Annotated in this window: 14 protein-coding genes; 3 read left to right on the plus strand and 11 right to left on the minus strand. The window is 64.1% G+C overall.

The features are described 5' to 3' along the window. Positions 1-324 precede the first annotated feature (324 nt). On the plus strand, positions 325-2,892 hold the full coding sequence (locus tag QTI66_RS25405; protein ID WP_286562845.1) for an Ig-like domain-containing protein: 2,568 nt from the start codon (positions 325-327) through the stop codon (positions 2,890-2,892). Positions 2,893-3,007: 115 nt separating this feature from the next. After that, positions 3,008-3,973 (plus strand): OmpA family protein, encoded by a 966-nt coding sequence (locus tag QTI66_RS25410; protein WP_286562846.1) that lies wholly within the window; start codon positions 3,008-3,010, stop codon positions 3,971-3,973. Between the two features lie 131 nt (positions 3,974-4,104). On the opposite strand, the gene QTI66_RS25415 is transcribed toward QTI66_RS25410, so the two are convergent. The 4 genes from QTI66_RS25415 to QTI66_RS25430 are packed head-to-tail and all read right to left on the minus strand — an operon-like array spanning position 4,105 to position 6,704. After that, a complete protein-coding gene (locus QTI66_RS25415) occupies positions 4,105-4,560 on the minus strand; it encodes an ExbD/TolR family protein (protein ID WP_286562847.1) in 456 nt (151 codons plus the stop codon). Positions 4,561-4,571: 11 nt separating this feature from the next. Continuing rightward, on the minus strand, positions 4,572-5,264 hold the full coding sequence (locus QTI66_RS25420) for a MotA/TolQ/ExbB proton channel family protein (protein ID WP_286562848.1): 693 nt from the start codon (positions 5,262-5,264) through the stop codon (positions 4,572-4,574). Between the two features lie 5 nt (positions 5,265-5,269). Beyond that, entirely contained in the window at positions 5,270-6,103 is an 834-nt protein-coding gene (dapB, locus tag QTI66_RS25425; protein ID WP_286562849.1) for a 4-hydroxy-tetrahydrodipicolinate reductase, read from the minus strand. A gap of 49 nt (positions 6,104-6,152) precedes the next feature. Beyond that, on the minus strand, positions 6,153-6,704 hold the full coding sequence (locus QTI66_RS25430; RefSeq protein ID WP_286562851.1) for an outer membrane protein assembly factor BamE: 552 nt from the start codon (positions 6,702-6,704) through the stop codon (positions 6,153-6,155). Positions 6,705-6,783: 79 nt separating this feature from the next. Here QTI66_RS25430 and fur point away from each other — a divergent pair, with 79 nt between their 5' ends. Beyond that, positions 6,784-7,203, plus strand: a complete 420-nt coding sequence (gene fur / locus QTI66_RS25435) for a ferric iron uptake transcriptional regulator (RefSeq protein WP_286562852.1) — start codon at positions 6,784-6,786, stop codon at positions 7,201-7,203. Between the two features lie 66 nt (positions 7,204-7,269). On the opposite strand, the gene QTI66_RS25440 is transcribed toward fur, so the two are convergent. From QTI66_RS25440 to glgC, 7 genes are all read right to left on the minus strand, one after another. Then, positions 7,270-9,873, minus strand: a complete 2,604-nt coding sequence (locus QTI66_RS25440; RefSeq protein ID WP_286562854.1) for a TolC family protein — start codon at positions 9,871-9,873, stop codon at positions 7,270-7,272. Between the two features lie 2 nt (positions 9,874-9,875). Then, complete coding sequence (locus QTI66_RS25445; RefSeq protein ID WP_353506220.1) at positions 9,876-11,261, minus strand: HlyD family type I secretion periplasmic adaptor subunit; 1,386 nt, start codon at positions 11,259-11,261, stop codon at positions 9,876-9,878. Between the two features lie 1,802 nt (positions 11,262-13,063). Next, a complete protein-coding gene (locus QTI66_RS25450; protein ID WP_286562855.1) occupies positions 13,064-13,339 on the minus strand; it encodes a hypothetical protein in 276 nt (91 codons plus the stop codon). Positions 13,340-14,006: 667 nt separating this feature from the next. Then, positions 14,007-16,214: a type I secretion system permease/ATPase gene (locus QTI66_RS25455; RefSeq protein ID WP_286562856.1), complete on the minus strand. Its 2,208-nt coding sequence runs from the start codon at positions 16,212-16,214 to the stop codon at positions 14,007-14,009. A 351-nt stretch (positions 16,215-16,565) separates the two neighbouring features. Then, positions 16,566-19,037 (minus strand): glycogen/starch/alpha-glucan phosphorylase, encoded by a 2,472-nt coding sequence (locus QTI66_RS25460; RefSeq protein ID WP_286562857.1) that lies wholly within the window; start codon positions 19,035-19,037, stop codon positions 16,566-16,568. A gap of 31 nt (positions 19,038-19,068) precedes the next feature. Next, entirely contained in the window at positions 19,069-20,529 is a 1,461-nt protein-coding gene (gene glgA / locus QTI66_RS25465; RefSeq protein WP_286562858.1) for a glycogen synthase GlgA, read from the minus strand. A gap of 4 nt (positions 20,530-20,533) precedes the next feature. Further along, on the minus strand, positions 20,534-21,823 hold the full coding sequence (gene glgC / locus QTI66_RS25470) for a glucose-1-phosphate adenylyltransferase (RefSeq protein WP_286562859.1): 1,290 nt from the start codon (positions 21,821-21,823) through the stop codon (positions 20,534-20,536). Position 21,824 lies beyond the last annotated feature (1 nt).

Raw genomic sequence — 21,824 nt, forward strand, 5'->3', positions numbered from 1 at the left:
GCAAAAAACGTCTCAATTCAATTGAGTGACAGAGAATCACTTTCGGAAATTTCCCAGTGGATCAATGGTGTTTTCGAATTTTCCTTTCGTGTCCTGCGTTTTACAGTTCTTCATCTCCTCAAAGTTTTGGTGTCTGCGTGGGTCCAAGAGGCCTTCGCACACAAGGCAGCGGGGGTTGGTCATTGTTTCTTGCGCAGCTGAATTGCGTAGCGGTGTTTTGAATCGGATGTTCTGATTTCCAAAATCCTCGCAGAAGAAATATTTGAGTTTTATTTGTTTAAACTAAGTACTGGAATTTCTGTGGTCTCGAAAAAAACGTCGGTTGTGATCAATAACGGCAAGGCCGCCAAGGCCGTTGAGTTGGACGGAAATTCCGTTGTCAAGCTCAAGGCGTCGCCGGGTTTCAAATACATCCTCAATTCCGAGGGCGACGTCGCTCCGGAAAATGTGACGATCACCCGCGTGGGCGATGACTTGCAGTTGACGCTGGAAGGCATTGGCGAAGCGCCCGTCGACGACAACGGCGATTGGACCTTCACCCCCACGACGCCGCTGCCCGAGGGCCCGCACGCCATCACCACGCAGGAGAAGGATCCCGCTGGCAACCCCGGCCCGGTGAGCCCGCCGCTGGACATCGTCGTGGACACGACCGCACCTGAAGCACCTACCTCCCTGGTGGCAACCGACGACGTCGGCGCCAAGACCGGTCCGGTGGCCGACGGCGACACGACGGATGACAACAAGCCCACCTTCTCGGGCAAGGGCGAGCCTGGTTCGACCGTCACCGTGTACGACAACGGCGTCAAGCTGGGCGATGCACCGGTGGACTTGAAGGGCAACTGGAGCCTCACGCCGACCACGCCGCTGGCCGATGGCCCGCACGCCTTCACGACGACGACGAAGGACCCGGCTGGCAACACCAGCCCGGTGAGCGCGCCGCTGAACGTCGTGATCGACACTGCGGCACCCGCCGCACCCACCACCCTGGTGGCAACCGACGACGTGGGCGCCAAGACCGGCCAGCTCGCCAATGGCGACGTGACCGACGACAACAAGCCCGCCCTCTCGGGCAAGGCCGAACCGGGTTCGACCGTCACGGTGTACGACAACGGCACCAAGCTGGGCACTGCACCGGTGGACGCCAATGGCAACTGGACGCTCACGCCGACCACGCCGCTGGCCGATGGCCCGCACGCCTTCACGGCAACGGCGACGGATCCGGCTGGCAACACCAGCCCGGCGACCGCGCCGCTGAATGTGACTGTGGACACGGCTGCACCCGTGGCGCCCGCCATCACCAAGGGCATCGACAACGAAGGATTCGTCACGGGCAACCTGGCCAATGGCGCGACGACAGACGACACGACGCCAGCGCTCGTCGGCACAGCCGAGCCGGGTAGCACGGTCACCATCTATGACGACGGCAAGCCGCTGGGCACTGTGACCGCCGGTCCTGACGGCCAGTGGAGCTATACGCCCACCACGCCGCTCAAGCAGGGCGAGCACGACTTCACGGTCACGGCCACGGACTCGGTGGGCCACGACAGCCCGGCCTCGGCGCCGTACACGCTGACGGTGGACACCAAGGAAGTTGCCACCATCAAGAGCATCAGCACTGACTATGGCGTGAAGGGGGACTTCAACACCCATGACACGTCGCTGACCATCAATGGCGACCTGACCAAGGCCCTGAATGCCGATCAGAAGGTGCAGATCTCGATCGACGGCGGCAAGACCTGGAGCAATGTCAACGCTGCAGCAGGTGCGACCGAGTGGTCCTATGTGGATCCACGCACGCTCACCGACGGCAGCTACGAGTACCAGGCGCGTGTCGTTGACACGGCAGGTACCGTCGTTGGCCCGGCGACCAGCCAGGAAGTCATCATTGACACGACGCCGCCGACGACCACCATCACCATCGACGCGATCACCAATGACACCGGTACGCCGGGTGATTTCGTGACCGCTGACAAGTCGATCACGATCAGTGGAACGATCAGTGCTCCGCTTGCTGACGACGAGCGGGTGCAAATCTCCCTCGAAGGCAGCAATACATGGACGGTGGTCGACGTACCGGCCGGTGCGACCACTTGGAGCTATGTGGACACGCGATCGCTGGAAGTGGGCGAGCACGTCTATGAGGTGCGGGTTGCGAATGTGCGCCCCGGTGTGACCGGCGATCATGACACTCAGGTGGTCACGATCGAAGACAGGCCAGCCACCCCCATCGGGCTGGACCTCAACGACGATGGCCAAATCGGCGTCACGGGTGCCACGTCGTCCTCCCAGAAGGATGCCGGTGCAGCGATGGGCCACACGGTACAGTTCGACATCGACGCCGACGGCCAGAAGGACACCATCGAGTGGTTCGACGGTTCCGGCGACGGCATCCTGATCGACAACCGCGACGGCCACGCAGCGGAGCACATGGACGGTTCACGCCTGTTCGGTGACCAGGGCGGCAACTACAGCGACGGCTATGCCAAGCTGAGCCTGCTTGACGTCAACGGCGACGGCCAACTGGCCGGCAGCGAACTGGACGGCATCGAACTGTGGGTCGACAACGGCGATGCGGTGGTCCAGGCAGGCGAAATCCAGACACTGGCACAACACGGCGTCGCGGCCATCGGCACGAACGCACACCTCGTCGAAGACGAGCATGGCAAGCAGCATCTGCAATCGACCGCTACTCGCGACGATGGCATGTTGATCATGAGCGAAGACGTGTTCTTCCTGCAGGATCACTCGGCGACCGCAAAGCCGGCGCAAGCCGGGCAGCAGGAACCGGTTGCGCCGGTGGCAGTGGATTGCCCGACGTATGAGGCCCACACCACCGTGAGCAGCACGAGCCAGTTGCTGGTCGACGACAAGGTGCACACCACGATCCTGTAAGCGAACCGTCCGGGGCGTGGCAACCGCAGGGTTGCCACGCGCCTGGATCTGCTTTCCAACACCCACCACATCCCCAATATTCAAGCGATGCCCCTTGGGCATCCGGAGCTTCACCATGAAATCGACAAGTCTTGTTTCCAATGGCCAGCGCGCGTCAAAGCGCCACGGCATCATTGCTTCCATCCTGACGGCACTGTGCCTGACGGCTCCCGCTGCATTCGCGGCAACGCCAGGGCAAGTCCTTCGCGAAGGACCGGTCTACAGCCCGGTTCCCGGGATCGCTTCCAGCCAGGCGCAAATCATCATCTTCAGAAAAGCGGCAGCCGCGACGATGCCGGCCGCTGCAGCAGCAGAGCCGGCGCACGTCTACATCAACAGCCACTTCCATACCGCGCTGCTGCCCAACGGCTACACGCGCTTTTGCCTGAACCAGGGCATCTACACGATCCAGGCCCCCATCGGCGATGCGCCCGTGTATGCGAGCAAGGCCAACCCGGATCCCAAGCGTCTGGTGAGCCTGGAAGGCGGCAAGACCTACTTCGCCGCCGTGTCCGAAGATGGCAAGGGCGAAGCCGTGCTGGTCGACCGCGCTGACGCGGAACGCCTGCTGGCAAGCGCGCGCGAGCCGCACCACGTCATCAGCCGCGTGCCTGAGCGCGTGGCGTGCAACGAAGTGGCCGCGCCGGCGCAACCCGCCAAGTTCACGCTGAATGGCGACGTGCTGTTTGAATTCGACCGCGGCGACTACGGCTCCATCACGTCGGCCGGGCGCACCGAACTGCAGAAGGTCGTGGGCTTCATCAACGAGCAGTCTGCTGGCGCGGCCACCCGTGTGGGTGTGCGCGGTCACGCCGATCCGATGGGTGGCGCTGCGCACAACCAGAAGCTGTCCGAGCAACGCGCGCAGTCGATTGCCCGCGTGCTGAAGGAGCAAGGCATTGCAAGCGATCGCATCCATGCAGACGGCGTCGGCAGCACCATGCCGGTGGTCAACTGCCCCAAGGGCGCCAAGGCCGAGAAGATCGCCTGCAATGCGCCGAACCGACGTGTCGAGGTGACGGTGGAGGGGATGAAGAAGTAAGAAAAACAACGCCCGCGCAAGCGGGCTTGATCAGGGTCGCGATGCGACTGGGCGGCATGTGCCGTTCAGCGCTTCGCGGCCCTTTTTTTGTTGTGGACCTGCAGGCGTCCCTGTCTCAGCGCCTCAGTGCATCACTTACGCGCTTCAGCCTGGGTCACAAAGCCGATTCGACTGAGCCCAGCCTTGTTCGCAATGCCCATGAGTTCGACCACCTTGCCGTAAGGCACCGTGGCGTCTGCCCTCAACTGCACTTCCGTGTCACGACTCGCGGCAGCCGCCTTTGACAAGCCGGCGGCAAGTTCCTCCGCCGTCACGGGTTGATCGTTGAGAAAAACGGCGCCCTTGGCATCGACGACGACGCTGACGAACTTCGACGTGTCGTTGGGCTGGCCGGCGTCCGTTTTCGGCAGATCGAGGCGTATCGAGCTCGCCATGAGCGGCGCAGTGATGATGAAGATCACCAGCAGCACCAGCATCACATCGACCAGCGGCGTGACGTTGATGTCCGACAGGGGGCGTTGGCCCCCGCCCCCGAGCGCCCGCCCGCCGGAGGAGGTGGTGCCCGGCGCGGTGCGACCGAAAGCCATCGTCGAGCCTCTCAGTTCGCTGCGGGCCGCGCAGGCGGCAACGCTGCGGGTGATGCAAAGCGTGTCAGCAAGTCGTGCGCAAAGCCTTCCAGCTCCGCCTCGATGCGGCCGATCATCCGGCCGAAAACGTTGTAGGCGAGCACGGCGGGAATGGCGACGACGAGGCCGAAGGCCGTCATCACCAGCGCCTCGCCCACCGGGCCTGCAACCTTCTCGATGGTGAAGCCGCCCGTTTGCACTGCAATGCTCGCCAATGCGTGGTGGATGCCCCATACAGTTCCCAGAAGGCCCACAAAGGGCGCGGTGGCGCCCACGGTGGCCAACAGGATCTGTCCGCCTTGCAGCCGTCGCAAGGCCGCATGCAGGGCGTCGCGCAGCGCGCGCGTGAGGCGTTGAATCGCGTCACCGCCGGCAGCAAGTGTTCGGGGTGGGGCGTGGGTTTGTGCGTCGTGTTCGCGCAAGGCCCGGATCGCGGGGAGAACCAGCGCAGCGCGGTCGAAGGATGCGAGCCGCTGCTCTGCCTCGTCGACCGATGGCGCCTGCCAGAACGCTGCAATGCTGCGAAGCACGGCGCGCGTGCCGCCGCGCAAGAGCCACCCCTTCCACAGGATCGTGACCCAGCTTGCGATGGACATGGCAAGGAGCAGCGCCGCCACCGAGCGGCTCACGCCGTCCCCCTGGGTGAGCAACGCCAGCGCGCCCATTGAGCTCAGCGCAGCCCGAGGACGTCGAACATGTCGAACAAGCCGGTCTTCTGGCTGGCCAGGAAGCGCACGGCACGCAGGCTGCCTTGGGCATAGGTCACCCGGCTGGCGGACTTGTGCGTGATCTCGATGCGCTCTCCCGTGCCGGCAAAGAGCACCGTGTGGTCGCCCACGATGTCGCCGCCGCGAATGGTGGCAAAACCGATCGACGAAGGGTCGCGCTCGCCGGTGACGCCTTCGCGTGCATAGACGGCGCAGTCCTTGAGGTTGCGGCCCAGCGCGTCGGCGATGACCTCGCCCATCTTCAGCGCCGTGCCAGAGGGCGCGTCGATCTTGTGGCGGTGGTGCGACTCGATGATCTCGATGTCGTAGCCGGTCGAAAGCGCCTTGGCGGCCATTTCCAGCAGCTTGAGCGTGACGTTCACGCCCACGCTCATGTTGGGCGCCATGACAATGGCAATGTCTTTGGCGAACCCGGCGATCTGCGCCTTTTCGGCATCGCTGAAACCGGTGGTTCCGATCACGGCCTGAACGCCCAACTCGCGGCAAACGGCCAGGTGGGCCAGCGTGCCTTCCGGGCGCGTGAAATCGATCAGCACTTGCGCGTTCTTCAGCCCTTCGCGCAGGTCGGAAACGATGGGCACGCCGCTGGCAACGCCCAGGGCGGCCGCGGCGTCGCTGCCAAGCGCGCTGCTGCCGGCGACGTCGAGGGCGCCGACGAGGCGGCAGTCATCGGTGGCCTGCACCGCCTCGACCAGCATGCGGCCCATGCGGCCGGACGCGCCGGCAATGGCGACCCGACGGTGTGCGGGTGAAGAGGAAGAGTTGGAGTCGGTCAAGCGATTCGGCCTTGAAGAAGAAGGGCGCCGCAACTCCGCCGATCGGCGCTCAGCGCCCGGATTCGAGAGGCGGATAAACAGGCGGGATTGGGGGAAGAGGCTGCGCCGGCTCTTGCGCCTTGGCATCCTTGGACGGGTCGTACTTCTTGAGTTCGTCCTCTGACGCCTCGAGCTTCGGAACACTTCCCTTGCGGCTGCGCGTGTCCAGTGTGGCGACGAACTCTTCTTCGCTCGGCATTGGATCGCCCTCGAAACGGTCGAGCACCTCGCCGTTGAAGAAGAGCGTCAGGCGACGCTGCTGTGGCTCGACGCCCTGGCGCCGGATCGTGAAAACGTAGTCCCAGCGGTTGGAATGGAAGACGTCATTGAGCAGTGGCGTGCCGAGCACTTCGCGGCACTGCTGGCGCGTCATGCCCGTCTTGAGCGCCTCGACTTGCTGCTTGGAGACGAAGTTGCCTTGCACGATCTCGACCTTGTAGGGCGTGATGGCATAGAGCGCATTTCGCGTGCTGTCGCCAACGCTGCTGCAAGCACTGAGGCAGGCGCTGCCGACCACTGCCAGAAGGAGTGGCCAGATGCGGCGAAAGTGAAGGGCAGCCATCGGAGAAAGTGGTAGCGATATGATCGGACCATTGTAGCGGCTGGCCACTTGCCGGCCGCCTGCAGGCGCAGGAACCTCCATGGACAAGATCGACGAACTCAAGAGCACCGGGCTGAAGGCAACTCTGCCCCGGCTGAAGATTCTGGAAATCTTCCAGACTGGCGGAAAACGCCACATGACGGCAGAAGACGTCTTTCGGGTTCTGCTCAATGACCATTCCGACATCGGCCTGGCCACCGTGTACCGCGTGCTCACGCAATTCGAGCAGGCGGGCATCCTCGAGCGCAGCCACTTCGAAAGCGGCAAGGCCGTCTACGAACTGAACGAAGGCACGCACCACGATCACCTGGTGTGCACCTCCTGCGGCAAGGTCGAGGAGTTCTACGACGCCGAGATCGAGCGCCGCCAGCAAATGATCGCCAAGGACAAGGGGTGGACTCTCCAGGACCACGCCATGTCGCTGTACGGTCTTTGCGGCGATTGCGTCAAGAAGCGCTAACAGGCTCCAAACCAAAAAAAGCCGCGGCGCATTGGTTGCGCCGCGGCTTTGGCTGTACTTGGCCGTTTACTTGGGACCCAGGATTCCGGAGGCCATCGCCCTGAGGTCAAAAGCCTTCCCGGGTGCGGGCTCCGCCGGTAGCGAGGGCAGCAGCATGGCCGAGTCGGCGCGGATGCGAAGGTCGGCCGCCTGTGCGTCAAAGCGGTTGTTCACCTGGGCAATCTGGTTGTTGTAGTGGTCATTCTCGGCAATGAGCACGTCCAGCAAAGTGCGCTTGCCAAGGTGGTACCACTGCTCGAAGAAGATGCCTCGCACACGATCCGTCTCCTTGATCAGCGACGTGTACTCCGACGCCCGGCTCGCTGCTGCATCGCGCTGTTCGGCCGCAGTGCGCAAGCGGTACTCCAGGTCGCGTGACGCAGCATTCGCCTTCTCTTCACCGGCGTTGGCGCGCTCGTAGGCCGCCCGCTGTGCCGCCACGCTCGAGCCGCCCTGGAACACATTCCATTGCAGCGCCAGGTTGGTCGACCATGGCTGGCGGTTTCCGTAGCCATCGGTCTGCGTTGTCTTGGAGACAACCCAGTTCACCTGCGGCAAGCGCGAGGCCTTCACGGCGTCCGCATACAGGCCGGCGGATTTCGCTTCGGCGCGTGCTTGCCGCACGGCGGGGTGCTCCGTAGCCGAAGAAAGAGCCATCTGCAAATCGGTGACGCCCGTGCCCCACTTCATGTTGGCGGGCAGTTGCACCTCTTCGCCGACGAGCTTGGCCAGGGTGACCTGCGTTTCCCGCATTTTTGCAGCGATCTGGTCGCGACTTGCAATCGCCTGCAGGCGCCGTGCACGGGCCTGCGTCAACTCGCTCGCGCGGCCGCGGTCGCTCTCGGTGATCTGGCTCAGCATCGTGACCAATTGGTCCATGCGCTTCACGTAGGCCTGGCTCAGTTCCAGTTCCTTTCGATAGCGCCGCAGCTCGATCAATGCGGCGGTGGTTTCGTAGGCAACACCCTGGCGCACTTGCTCCAGGCCCTCCCGCACGGCTTTGGATTTCTCCGTTTGGCTGGCGATGGTGCTCGACAGCCGGCCCCAGTCGAACACTGGCGTCGTCACGCTGATGTTGGCGCCGGCGCTGGTGGGTGAATTGGCGGATCCACTTCCGAAATTCGCCGTCGGCGACGCCACGCCCACCTGGACCTGCGGCCAACGCTGCCCTTTGGTCTGGTTGATGTCTTCCGCCGAAGCCTGCCAGTTGGCGCGGGCTTCACGGATCGCAGGGCTTGTGGCCAGTGCCTTCTGCACCAACTCCTCGACGAAGCGCGAGCTTTCGGAGCCGTCCGACGGCGTGGAGCCGCCTTCCGGGCCTTCCCTGGCTGCAGCAACAGTCGTATCACCAGGCGAAGGCGCTTCCGCGTCGACGCCCGGGGCCGCCCAAGCGCTTTCGCGTGCACTCACGCTGGTGCGCTGCTGAGCGTCCGCGGTCTGGACGGTGCTGGGGGCCGTCCGGGCGTCTTTGCCTGACGCCACACTTGTGAGCCGGGTTTCAATCGCCTGGGCCGTGCTGGGGGCTGCCTGGGCGATCTTGCCTGCGTCGATGGTGGTGGGCTTGGCTTTGATGGCCTGGGTCGTGCTGGGGGCCGACCAAGCTTTCTCGCCTTCGTCCTTGTCATTGCGCCAGGTTTCAATCGCCTGGGCCGTGCTGGGGGCTGCCTGGGCGATCTTGCTTGCATCAATGGCGGTGGGCTTGGCTTTGGCGGCCTGGGTCGTGCTGGGGGCTGACCAGGTTTTCTCGGCTTCGTCCATGTCATTGCGCCTGGCTTCGATCGCTTGGGCTGTGCTGGGGGCTGCCGGGGCGATCTTGCTTGCATCAATGGCGATGGGCTTGGCTTTTACGGCTTGGGTCGGGCTGGGGGCCGACCAAGCTTTCTCGGCTTCGTCCATGTCATTGCGCCTGGTTTCAATCGCCTGGGCCGTGCTGGGGCCTGCCTGGGCGAATTTGCCTGCGTCGATGGTGATGGGCTTGGCTTTGACGGCCTGAGTCGTGCTGGGCGCCGACCAGGTTTTTTCGGCTTCGTCCATGTCATTGCGCTGCCTGGTTTCAATCGCCTGGGCCGTGCTGGGGGCTGCTTGGGCGATCTTGCCTGCGTCGATGGGGGTGGGCTTGGCTTTGATGGCCTGGGTCGTGCTGGGGGCCGACCACGCCTTCTCGCCTTCGTCCATGTAGTTGACGCTGGTTTCGATCGCTTGGGCCGTGCTGGGGGCTACTTGCGCGATCTTGGCTGCATCAATGGCTGCGGACTGGCGTTCGAGGGCCTGAACGGTCCTGGGGGCTGCCGGTGCGGTCTCGTCTTCGTCCGCGCCGGCGAATTCGGCTTCAAACGCCTGGGTGGCTGCGTTGGCCGCTTCTGCGGTCGTCAACTCTGCTTCGAGCATGGGCACGCCGTCGGCTACCGCACGTCCATGCAGTACGCCGAGGATTCCCAATACCCGCTTGCCGTTGTCATCCATGGGAATCAAATCGGCGGCCATGCCGAACGCATCCTGCGATGCGTTGCGCTTGGGGGCTTGCTGCGCCAAGGCGCCAACGCTCGTGAAAGCCATGAGCGCCATGCTGGCCCCGACGACGAATCGGCGCATGGCGCTCGATCGTCGTTTGATCGTCTGATCTTGTTTCATTCTTATCTCTCCCGGAACGCTTCGCGCGCCTTCATCACGGGCTTGAGCAGGTAGCTCAGGACCGTTTTTTCGCCCGTGCGCACTTCGACCGTCGCGGTCATGCCGGGCATGATGGGGAACTCCTTGCCGCCGGCGCTCAGCGATGCCTTGTCGGTGCGCACCAACAGGCGGTAGTAGGAGCTGTCGCCCTTGCCTTGGCGCGACTTGTCCTCGTCCTTCAGCGTGTCCGGGCTCAGATGCTCCACCGTGCCATGCAGGCCGCCATAGATGGAGTAGTCGTACGCCGAGATCTTGACGGTCGCAGGCAATTGCGGCCGAACGAAGGCAACGTCCGACGGGCGGATCTTTGCCTCGACCAGGAGCTGGCCTTCGAGCGGCACGATTTCCATGATGTCGGCGCCTTGCTGGATCACGCCGCCAATCGTGGTCACGCGGATGTTCTTCACGGTGCCCCTGACAGGCGCCTTGATGGTCGTGCGCTTCATGATGTCTTCGCGCGCGCCGACGTTTTCCTTGGACTGGGCCAGTTCGCTTTCAAGGCGGGTCAGCTCGGCGTTGGCGTCTGCACGGAACTTGTTCTGGCGCTCCGCGATTTGCAGGCGGAACTCGTTGGCCTGTCGCTTCATGCGCAGGATTTCCACTTCCGACATCAGGCCGCGCTGCGACAGGGGCTCCGACAGCGAGATCTCGCGCTCGGCCAGTTGCAGGCTGCGTTGCAGCGCCTGCACGCTCTCTTGCAGCGTCTGGCGACGTGCGTTGAAAGCCTGCGTCTCGTCACGCACGATCGAAGGCACCGCCAGGACTTCCGGCGGGAAGGTCAGCGGCTGTTGATAGGCCTCTGCGCGCAGGCGGACCACCGAGGCCTTGAGCCCCAGCACCTTGGACAAGCCTTCGCGATAAGACGCACCGGCGCGCGTCGGGTCGATCTCGAGCAGCACTTGCCCCCGCTCGACGATGTCGCCCTCGCGGACGTTCATCGACGCCAGGATGCCGCCCTCCAGGCTCTGGATGACTTGCTCGCGGCTCGCCGGAATGATGCGGGCTTCGCCTTGGGTGATTTCTTCCACCTTGGCGAAATGCGCCCATCCCAGCCCCACCGTCACGATGCCCGCAATCAGGTACAGCACCAGCATGCTGCCGGGCGTCTTTTGAACCAGCATGGCTTCGCGAAGGTCCTGCATGAAGGCGAGATCTTCCGTGCGTGCCTGGCCATTGGACGCTCCCCTGCGGCTCAGTTCTTTCTTGCTGAAAGGCGCGGTGCCCGCTTCAAGCTTCGGCTCGTTTGCCGCGCTGTTGTTGGTGTGGTCTTCACCGAGGGACGACTCCGTCTGCGAGTTCGCGGAGGGCGCCGTGGTGGCGTTGACGTCGTTCTTTGACTTGCGGCTCATGCGGATACCCCGTTGGCTTCGCTCGCGCCCCAGGCAACAAGCGAAACTTGCGCGGCATTCACGCCATGGCACCCGGCTGCGCCGAGCACGCCATGACGAGCACACAACCGGCGAACTGCCCCCATCAAGGTGTCCTGCCTGTCATGCGCTACGGGCGCATGCATTGACTGCACGCCCCGACCTTTAACCATTTCTGCCGCCATAAAAACTCCTGTTGACGCTTGCGCGAACCATCCGATGTGCGAAACAAAGGTTGTGCGCTCCCCAGCAGCAGCAACATTCATTTCCAGAATGTCAATTGGAAACTTTCAGGCGACATCCGAATGCAGGCGGAGTACTGCGCGGGGCTCGGAAATTTCTGAGTTGGGGTGCATTCCGGTCCGAGTTGGCGGGTGGTGGGAAATGGGCGTGAAATATTGCGCGGTTCGCGGGTCGGCCCGTGCCCGGATTCGATGCGGGGCACCACGCTCGGCTTTTGTCGATTTGGGGGGCGCTTGCCGCAGGCAATAGGGCGTGCTTGGTGAGGATTGATCCATGGCCAGCAGCGAAGTTGTGAGGGGCAAAAGCCTTGAATCTGTCTTTTTCAGTCGCCAGGATGCACCCAGCGTCGCTCAAATCGACTCATGAATTTTGTCGCTTTCAAATCAGACGACAGGAACACTGATCGCCTCGAATCGTGAAAATATTCGCCATTGGTGTTGCATGTTTTATCGTCATCTGTGCGATTTTGCTATTTCCTCTTTTGACATGACGCGCAAATTTTTGGGCGCATTCCGGAATTTGGCGAATTGGACGAGTCGATTAATTGATGATTTTTCAATTTGCGTTCTGCGACTTACAAGTGAAGGTGCGGCTTTGTCGATTCCATAAAAGGGAAAAGTTATTTGCATGAAGCATTGAGTACGCCGCCTGATAAATTCCAGCGCCTTGCTCTTTCGCGAGATTCGAGAAAGCAGCAGTGGCGGCTCGTTCCGGCCGGTGCGTGCGTGGCCGGCTGAGGAGTGCCAGCCGTTGGAGCGATTCGAGACGCGTCGTGGCAGCGGATGCGGGCCCACTTCACCCTTGTCTGGCGGGCGCCGCGATCCTCCGCTTGCGTTGGCGCTGGTGGCGACGATGGGCTGTGGCGGCGAGAGCTTTGTCGAGCGTCTCCGACGCTCCGACGAAGACGCAACGCCGCTCCGGTCTTCGCGAGGCCTTCGATTGATTTGGCCGCATCCCCGGGCTTGTGTTCTTCGACCGCGCCAGGGCGGTCGTGATCGGAGTGAGTACCTCGTCGGCAGTGCGCGGGCCGAAGCGGGTAGTCATCGACGAATTCGGCGACCTGTGTTCAGCAGAGAAAGCAGGCCTGTTCTTCAAGGTGCCCAAGCGCCACGAGCGCGGCTCAGTGGTGCCCAGTTGGCATTCACGCAGTGGGCGAGCGCTTCCGATTGAATGGAAACTCGGGCGAGGCGGCGGATCCGCAAAGAGGGCCACGTCGGTGACTTAACCGGCGCCGCCCTGCTCGCCTGCTCGGGGCTCGTCCTTCGCGCCAGCCGAGCGTCAAAGTTGAAGCAGTCGCGCCAAAGACCGAGGCGTTTGGGTGCGCAGGGCGCACGCGGTCGCGTCAGGCGGATTTCTTAATGTGACGGCTGGCGTGCAAAGTCCACGATGCTGGGTCGTGTCGTGCCCCGCGCCAGTTACACACCTCTTGATGTACTGGGCCGCTTCATGGCGATTGTGGAAGCAGCAATCGAGCGACTGGAAGAACTCCTCAGCGCCATCTCGGCCAGCCCTCAACACCCATGTGATCCTCCGATTCGTGCTCATGACATGCCGCATGAGAGCACTGCCGATGCCTTTGCGCTGGAAGGTAGCGCTACCGCCACAATGGAAGGGTAGCCGATGCAAAGCCCGTCAGTGAACGCCCTCGCAAATCCGATGACTTCCTCGGCGGACGCGACCGCGACAGCGGCACGCTGGCTCGCAGCGACGAGCAACTCGAATTCATCGCGCGTGCCGCGCCTGTGTTGCCAACCCGTGTCACGCAAGAGGTCGTAGACGGCCTCCAGGTCGGCGGCGTTCAAGTCGCGAATTTGCATGTGCATGGCATGAGGCGAAGACGGCAGCGGCCAAGACAGCCGCCAGCGAGTCGTCGCGATTTGATCGGCGGTGAGTCTGCATGGTCTTCGCGGAGTGGGCTTGAACGGATTGACACCATCCGACCGAGCCACGGCGCCTGATTCAAGGTCAAGGCGAATCCGCGCAATCCCGCGTCGCGAGACGATCACACGGACACGGCAATCGCTCGGTGACCAGGGTCGAACGGCCGGTGTGATCAGCGCTGAACTCTGGCGCCGCGGCCGCACTGTGTTCCCGGCCAATGCGCGGGATATCAGGAACGCCTCGGGGCAAGAGACGATGTGCGGCACTGCCGGTGGGATCACTGTCGCAAAGGTGCTGAGCGGCAAAACCCAAGCGCTACGCCAACCGCGCCGCGCAAGCCCTGTGTCTGTCAGCCGCCGCGCGGCACTCCAGCCATTTGGCATCGGGCGCGGACTTCAGGCCCCTGTGTCTCACGTCAAAACAGGGGCAAGGCTCCCACCGCCCCTAGCCGCAAACTCGCCCCGGCGACCTATGCGCTGCTCACCAGAGGCACGGCAAACAAAAAAAAGCCAGGCCGCTGCGGTTCAAAACGCAGCGGCCTGGCTCGTCGGAAAAGTCGATGCGCACCGGCCAACCGGTGCGCATTCAGTGTGCTCTGTCAGCTCATGCAGTAGCCCCGGCCACGCTCGCCGGGCTCGTGCCGCGAAGGCTCGCCAGCACAGCATCCTTGGGCCCGTTTGCCGTCACCTTGCCTTCGGTGTCCATCACGATGATGCGGTCCACCAAGTTGAGCACCGACAGCCGGTGCGTCGCCACGATGAGCGTCTGGCCACGCGTGGCGACCGCCATCTTCTCGAGGAAGAAGCGTTCGGTCTGCAGGTCCATCGAGCTGGTCGGTTCGTCCATCAGCAGGACGCGCGGGCGAAGCAGCAGGCAGCGTGCGAGCGCGACGAGCTGGCGCTGGCCGCCCGACAGGCCCTGGCCCGCCTCGCCGATCGGCATGTCGTAGCCGCGCGGATGTCGCGCCGCAATGGCGTCGATGCCCGTCAGCTTGGCGATGTAGAGGAACTGCTCCGTCGTGGTGGCCGGATTGCCGATGATGACGTTGTCCTTGAGCGTGCCGTGAAAGAGGCGTGCATCCTGCGACAGCAGGCCGACGGCCGCGCGCACGTCCGCCGGATCGATCTGTACGACGTCGATGCCATCCATCAGCACCTGCCCGCTGGTTGGCTGGTACATCGACGCCATGATGCGCAGCAGCGTCGATTTGCCGCAGCCGATGTTGCCCAGCAGCGCAACGCGCTCGCCCGGCTTGAAATCCAGGTTGATGTCCTGCAGCACCGTGGGCGCCGGCTGCATCGGAGGCGCCGGGTACGAAAATCCGATCTTCTTCAGCGTGACCGCGCCGCGGAATTCGGGCTTCGCAAGGTAGCGCCGATCCGGCGACCGTTCCTGCGGCTGCGCCATGATCTGGCCCAGCGAACGCATGGCGGTCTTGGCCTGCTGGAAGCGGATGGCCAGACCGACCACAGCCGCCAGCGGCGAGGTCGCACGGCCGGCGAGCATCACCACGCCGAACAGCGCGCCCTGGGTCAGTTCGCCGGCATGGATCAGGTAGACGCCCCAGACGACAAGGATCACCGTCTGCAACTGCTGGATCAAGGTGACCAGGTTCACCGTCAGGCTCGACAGCGCACGGGACTTCATCGAGCTCGTTGCGGACAGCGCGCTGAAGCTTTCCCACTTCTGCTGCATGACGCCTTCACCCCGCGCCGCCTTGAGCGACTCGAGTCCTTCGATCGCTTCGATCAGCAGGCCTTGCTTGAGCGAGCTTTCGCGCAGGTTTTCCTGCATCACGCGCGCCAGCGGCCACTGGATGGCGACGCTCAGCACGATGATGATCGGAATCGCCAGCAAGGGCACCAGGGCCAGCGGTCCGCCGATGAGAAAGATGATGCCGACGAAGAGCAGCACGAAGGGCAGGTCGGAGAGCGTCGCAATCGTGGCCGAGGTCACGAAGTCGCGCACCGACTCGAACTCGCGCAGCTGGTTGGCGGACGAGCCAGCCGATTTCGACTTGAACTCCATGCGCGTCGACAGCACCTTGCGAAACAGCATGGCGCCGAGAATCAGGTCGGCCTTCTTGCCGGCCACGTCGACCAGGTGCGAGCGCACGTGGCGCGCGACGGTTTCGAACACCATCGCGACGACGACGCCGATGGCCAGCGACCACAGCGTGGCATAGGCCTGGTTCGGCACCACGCGGTCATACACGTTCATCGTGAAGAAGGTGCTGGCAAGCGTCAGGACGTTGATCAGCAGCGCTGCCAGTGCCGCGCTGGCGTAGTAGCGGCGATAGCGCCACAGCGTGGAAAACAGCCAGTGGCCTTCGGTGTGCTCGAGCGTCGATCCGGCGCGGTCGTCCAGCCGCGCGCGTGGCTTGGCCAGCAGCGCATGCCCCGCGTACAACTCGTTCATCTCCTCGACGCCGAGCGTCGAGCTGCCGTCGCCGGCGTCCGGGAAGACGACCTCGTAGGTCGCGGAGTCGCCACTGCCGTGGCGCGCAGTGAGGATGCACGCACCGCCGTCCTTGCGCATCACGGCGATGGGAAAGAGGTGGGACAGCAGGCCGCCGATGTCGCGCTTGACCCATCCCGCGCCGATGCCGGCCTGCTCCATGATGCGCAAGGCCAGCGTGGGCGAGAGTCGCCCGCCACGTGGCAGCCCGGCGCGCAAGGCGGCTTCGCTGAGTGCAACGCCATGATGCGCACACAACCAGCGCACCGCCCCCAGCAAGGTGTCCTGCTCGTCGTAGACAACGGGTGCCTGCACTACCTGTGCGCCCCGACCTTCAACCATCACTGCCGCCATAAAAACTCCTGTTGCTGCCGCTCTCGCGAACCGATCCCATGCGTAAAACAACGGTTGCGCGTTCTCCAGCAGCAACGTTTGTTTCTCAACCGTTAATTGGACGCTTCAGGCCCTTGGATGAATGCAGGCGGAGTAGTGCGTGCCCTTCGGAAATTTCCGAGTTCGGGTGCGACCCGGTCCGAGTAGGCGGGTCGTTGGCGAAGAATGTGAATTAGTGTGCAGCGCGGTCGCGCGCAGGCGAGGGACGACGCCGTTCGAGAACCAGCGGCGCTGGCGAACGAGTGCACATCGCCGAGCGGCGCTCGCGCCGTGCCGCGGCGCCCATCAACCGCCGGCCGGTCGGGGAAGGATTCAGTTCAGCGAGACAGGCCTGGTATGCCAGATCTCATGCGCGTACTGGGCAATCGTCCGGTCCGACGAGAACGCGCCCATGCCGGCCACGTTGAGGATCGCCATCCGCGTCCACGCATCCGGGTTGCGGTACAGCGCATCGACCTTGTCCTGCGCCTCGACATAACTCTCGTAGTCGGCCAGCAGCAGGTAATGGTCGCCCCAGCTCATCAGCGCCTCGTAGATCTCGTGATAGCGCGAGGTTTCACCGTGCGAGAACTCGCCATCGCGGATGCTGTCGAGCGTGTTCTGCAGCTCCGGATTGGCGTCGTAGATCTCGCGTGGTTGGTAGCCGCTGGCGCGAATGTCAGCCACCTGCGGCGTGGTGTTGCCGAAGATGAAGATGTTCTCCGGTCCCACGGCCTCGCGCATCTCGACGTTGGCGCCGTCCAGCGTGCCGATCGTCAATGCGCCGTTCAGCGCGAACTTCATGTTGCCGGTGCCCGATGCCTCGGTGCCGGCCGTCGAGATCTGTTCCGACAAGTCCGCTGCCGGCATGATCACCTCGGCCAGGCTCACGCTGTAGTTGGGCAGGAACACCACCTTGAGCAACTTGCCCACGCGCTCGTCGTTGTTGATGACCGCGGCCACGTCGTTGATGAGCCGGATCACCATCTTGGCCATGTGATACGCCGATGCCGCCTTGCCGGCGAACACGACCACGCGCGGCACGTGGCCGGCTTCGGGCGCTTCAAGGATGCGGTGGTAGCGCGTGATGACGTGCAGCACGTTGAGCAGCTGCCGCTTGTATTCGTGCATGCGCTTGACCTGCACGTCGAACAGCGCGTCGGTGTCCACGGTCAGGTTCAGGTGCTGCTCGATCCAGTTGGCCAAGCGCAGCTTGTTCTCCCGCTTGGCGTGGCGGAAGGCGCGCACGAAGGTCGGCTGCTCGGCCATGTGCCGCAGGGCTTCGAGCTGGTTCAGGTCGCGCCGCCAGCCGCGGCCGATGCGCGCGTCCAGCAGCTTCGCCAGCGGCGGATTGGCCTGCGCCAGCCAGCGGCGTGGCGTCACGCCATTGGTCTTGTTGTTGAAGCGATCGGGGTAGAGCTTGGCGAAGTCGGAAAAGATCGATTGCTTCATCAGCTCCGAATGCAGCCCCGACACGCCGTTGATCGAATGGCTGGCCAGCACCGCCACGTAGGCCATGCGCACCCGGCGCTCGCCCGATTCGTCGATCAACGACAGGCGCCGCATCAGCTCGACGTCGTGGCCGTGCTCCTGCGTCACGGCCGCCAAGAACTTCGTGTTGATGTCGAACAGGATCTGCAGGTGCCGCGGCAGCACGCGGCCGAACATCTCGACCGGCCACGTTTCCAGCGCCTCGTGCATCAAGGTGTGGTTGGTGTAGCTGAAGACCTTCTGCGTGTGGGCCCAGGCGGTGTCCCACGGCAGGTCGTGTTCGTCGATCAGCAGGCGCATCAACTCCGGCACGGCAAGCACCGGGTGCGTGTCGTTCAGATGGATGCTGACTTGGTCGGGCAGGTCGTCGAAGCTGGTGTGGTTGCGCAGGTAGCGGCGGATCAGGTCCTGCACGCTGGCGCTGACGAAGAAATATTCCTGATGCAGGCGCAGCTCGCGCCCCGAAGGCGTTGAGTCGTCCGGGTAGAGCACGCGCGAGACGTTCTCCGAATGGTTCTTGCTCTCCACCGCCTGCATGTAGTTGCCGCGGTTGAAGGCCGAGAGATCAATCTCCTCGGTGGCGCGCGCCGACCACAGGCGCAGCGTGTTGGTCGCCTGCGTGCCGTAGCCTGGAATGATGGTGTCGTAGGCCACGGCCTGCACATCGTGCGTGTCGACCCAGCGCGCGGCGCCGTAAGGTGCACCCTTGCCTTGCGGGCGCTGCACGTGGCCACCAAAGCGCACGCGGTAGGTGACTTCAGGCCGCTGGAATTCCCAGGGATTGCCGCGCGTGAGCCAGTAGTCGGGCGTCTCCACCTGCTGGCCGTCGACGATGCGCTGGCGGAACATGCCGTATTCATACCGGATGCCATAACCCATGCCCGGCACGCCCAGGGTCGCCATCGAATCGAGAAAGCAGGCTGCAAGCCGGCCCAGGCCGCCGTTGCCCAGCGCCGCGTCGGGTTCGCGCTCGGCCAGCGCATCGATGTCGACGCCGAAGTCTGCCAGCGCCTGCTTGACGGTGGCCTGCAGTTCCAGCGCGAGCAGCGCATTGGTGAAGGTGCGCCCGATGAGGAATTCCATCGACAGGTAGTACACGCGCTTGAGCTTCTGCGAGTACTGGGCACGCGTGGTCGCCATCCAGCGCTCGACGAGCTGGTCACGCACCGCCAGGGCCGTGGCATGCAGCCAGTCGTCCTGGCTGGCGGCGACCGGGTCCTTGCCGACGGCGTAGATGAGCTTGTTCGCGACGGCGAGCTTGAAGGCTGCAACGTCGCGATCGGGGTGGTCGTATTTGAAATCTTCGATGGTCATGGTGCGAAGCTTGGGTTCCGAAGGCGCCGGCTCAGGCGAGTGCCTGGCCATAGACCTCGATGTAACGGGATGCGGCGCTCCCCCAGTCGGCCGGGCGGCGCATGGCGTTGGCGCGCACCGCCTTCCAGTCGGTGGGGCGCCGGTAGACCGCGAAGGCGCGGCGCATCGCGCGCGCATAGTTGGCGGCATTGAAGGTGTCGAAGCAAAAGCCGGTGGCTTCGCCGCTGGCCATGTCTTCGAAGGTGGTGTCCACCACGGTGTCGGCCAGGCCTCCGATGCGGTGCACCAGCGGCAGGCTGCCGTACTTGAGGCCGTACATCTGCGTCAGGCCGCAAGGCTCGAAGAGCGAGGGAACGACGGTTACGTCGCCACCGCCGAACAGCCGATGCGCCAGTGGTTCGCTGTAGCCCAGGGTCACGCTGATCGATTGCGGATTGGCGGCAGCCCGGTCGCGGAACGCGTTTTCGAGCCAGGCGTCGCCGCTGCCGAGCAGGGCCAGCTGGCCACCTTGCGCCACCAGGCCATCGAGCCCTTCCAGCACCAGGTGCAGGCCTTTTTGTTCGGTCAACCGGCTCACGACCACGAACACCGGTGCATCGGCGAGCGGCGCCAATCCCAGCTCATCCTGCAACGCGGCCTTGCAACGCGCCTTGCCGGGCAATCGCTTCACGTCGTAGTGATGGGGAATCAGGCTGTCGGTGGCGGGATTCCAGACCTGGTCGTCGACGGCGTTGAGGATGCCGGTGAGCACCCCCGCGCGGCTGCGCAGCAAGCCATCGAGGCCGCAGCCTTGCTCGGGCGTCTGGATCTCGCGCGCATAGGTCGGGCTCACGGTCGTGATGCGGTCGGCAAAGCACAGCCCGCCTTTCATGAAGGAGAGCTGTCCGTGGTATTCGAGTCCGTTCACGCCGAAGGCGGCGGACGGCAGTCCCAGTTCGGCGAAGTGCCAGGGCGCAAACAGGCCTTGGTACGCCAGGTTGTGCACCGTGAACACGCTGCCCACCCGCGGGCGACCGTTGGGGGGCGCAAACGCCATGTAGGCCGGCGCCAGTGCGGCGTGCCAATCGTGCGCATGCACCATCTCGGGTTGCCACTGCGGATCGAGCCCCCGTGCCAGGAGGGCGGCCGCCCAGCCCAGCAGCGCAAAGCGCCGGTGGTTGTCGGCATAGGGGTGGCGCGATGCATCCTCGTAGGGATTGCCGGGCCGGTCGTACAGCGCCGGCGCATCGATCCAATAGGCGGGAATGTCCGTCGTGCCGGAAATGGCGATACGGCCGAAGCGCAAATGCACCCGCTCGCCCCACGGCGCACCGAATTCGGCCACCAGTACGCTGTCCGCGACGCCGGCCACGATGGCCGGAAAGCCGGGCAGCAGCACCCGCACGTCCTGGTCAGCGGCCATGAGCGCGAGAGGCAGCGCACCTGCGATGTCCGCCAGGCCGCCAGTCTTGAGCAGGGGGAAAAGTTCGGCGCTGACTTGCAATATTCGCATCGGCCTACGTCAAACGCTTCAACATTTCGCGGGTGACGAGGACCACGCCGCCCTCCGTGCGCTCGAAGCGCGCGGCATCGGCCACGGGATCTTCACCGATCACCATTTCGTCAGGAATCACGCAGCCGCGGTCGATCACCACGCGCTTGAGCCGGGCGGCACGGCCGACTTCCACATCCGGCAGGAGCACCGCCTGATTGATGTCGCAGAAGGAATGCACCCGCACGCCCGAGAACAGCACCGAATCGCTCACCTTGGAGCCCGAGACGATGCAGCCGCCCGAGACAATGGTGTTGACCGTCATGCCGTGCTTGCCGTCGCGATCGAGCACGAACTTGGCCGGCGGCAGTTGCCGCTGGTAAGTCCAGATGGGCCAATCGGTGTCATAGATGTCGAGTTCGGGAGTAATCGAAGCCAGATCGAGGTTGGCAGCCCAGAATGCATCAATCGTGCCCACGTCGCGCCAGTAGGCCGGCGCGTCGGCGCCGCGGCGTGCCCGCGTGACGCAGGACATGCCGAACGGATGCGCCACCGCACGGCTCGACGCCACCGCACGCGGGATGATGTCCTTGCCGAAATCGTGGCTCGAATCGGGGTTGAGGTTGTCCTCTTCCAGCAGCTGGTAGAGATACTCGGAGTCGAAGATGTAGATGCCCATGCTGGCCAGCGCCACGTCGGGCTTGCCGGGCATGGACGGCGGGTCGGCCGGCTTTTCCAGGAATTCGGTGATGTTGCGGTCTTCGTCGACGTCCATCACGCCGAAGGCGACGGCTTCCATGCGCGGCACCTCGATGCAGCCCACCGTGCAGCCTCGCCCGTGGGCGACGTGGTCGACCAGCATGACGGAGTAGTCCATCTTGTAGACGTGGTCGCCCGCCAGCACGACGACGTAGTCGTGCGGCGTGGAGCGCGTCTGGATGATGTCCAGGTTCTGATAGACCGCGTCGGCCGTGCCGCGGTACCAGTGCTCGTCGCCCACGCGCTGCTGCGCCGGGAGCACGTCGACCATCTCGTTGAGTTCGGCGCGCAGGAAGCTCCAGCCGCGCTGCAGGTGCCGCATCAGCGAGTGCGACTTGTACTGCGTCACCACCGCCATGCGCCGGATGCCGGAGTTCAGGCAGTTCGACAGCGCGAAGTCGATGATGCGGAACTTGCCACCGAAGTACACGGCTGGCTTGGCGCGTCGATCGGTCAGCTGTTTGAGCCGCGATCCCCGGCCGCCGGCCAGAACGAGTGCGATGGTGCGGCGAACGAGTTGATGCGCCTGCAGGGTCGTTGGTGTGTTGTCTGCCATC

Source organism: Variovorax brevis, from assembly GCF_030317105.1.
Taxonomy (GTDB): Bacteria; Pseudomonadota; Gammaproteobacteria; order Burkholderiales; family Burkholderiaceae_C; genus Variovorax; species Variovorax brevis.

What these genes read in the sequence shown, in the direction of transcription:
- QTI66_RS25410 (WP_286562846.1), top strand. Translation starts at nt 3,008, where the DNA reads ATGAAATCGACAAGTCTTGTTTCCAATGGCCAGCGCGCGTCAAAGCGC.
- QTI66_RS25415 (WP_286562847.1), bottom strand. Translation starts at nt 4,560, where the DNA reads ATGGCTTTCGGTCGCACCGCGCCGGGCACCACCTCCTCCGGCGGGCGG.
- QTI66_RS25420 (WP_286562848.1), bottom strand. Translation starts at nt 5,264, where the DNA reads ATGGGCGCGCTGGCGTTGCTCACCCAGGGGGACGGCGTGAGCCGCTCG.
- QTI66_RS25430 (WP_286562851.1), bottom strand. Translation starts at nt 6,704, where the DNA reads ATGGCTGCCCTTCACTTTCGCCGCATCTGGCCACTCCTTCTGGCAGTG.
- fur (WP_286562852.1), top strand. Translation starts at nt 6,784, where the DNA reads ATGGACAAGATCGACGAACTCAAGAGCACCGGGCTGAAGGCAACTCTG.
- QTI66_RS25440 (WP_286562854.1), bottom strand. Translation starts at nt 9,873, where the DNA reads ATGAAACAAGATCAGACGATCAAACGACGATCGAGCGCCATGCGCCGA.
- QTI66_RS25445 (WP_353506220.1), bottom strand. Translation starts at nt 11,261, where the DNA reads ATGAGCCGCAAGTCAAAGAACGACGTCAACGCCACCACGGCGCCCTCC.
- QTI66_RS25450 (WP_286562855.1), bottom strand. Translation starts at nt 13,339, where the DNA reads ATGCAAATTCGCGACTTGAACGCCGCCGACCTGGAGGCCGTCTACGAC.
- QTI66_RS25455 (WP_286562856.1), bottom strand. Translation starts at nt 16,214, where the DNA reads ATGGCGGCAGTGATGGTTGAAGGTCGGGGCGCACAGGTAGTGCAGGCA.
- QTI66_RS25460 (WP_286562857.1), bottom strand. Translation starts at nt 19,037, where the DNA reads ATGACCATCGAAGATTTCAAATACGACCACCCCGATCGCGACGTTGCA.
- glgA (WP_286562858.1), bottom strand. Translation starts at nt 20,529, where the DNA reads ATGCGAATATTGCAAGTCAGCGCCGAACTTTTCCCCCTGCTCAAGACT.
- glgC (WP_286562859.1), bottom strand. Translation starts at nt 21,823, where the DNA reads ATGGCAGACAACACACCAACGACCCTGCAGGCGCATCAACTCGTTCGC.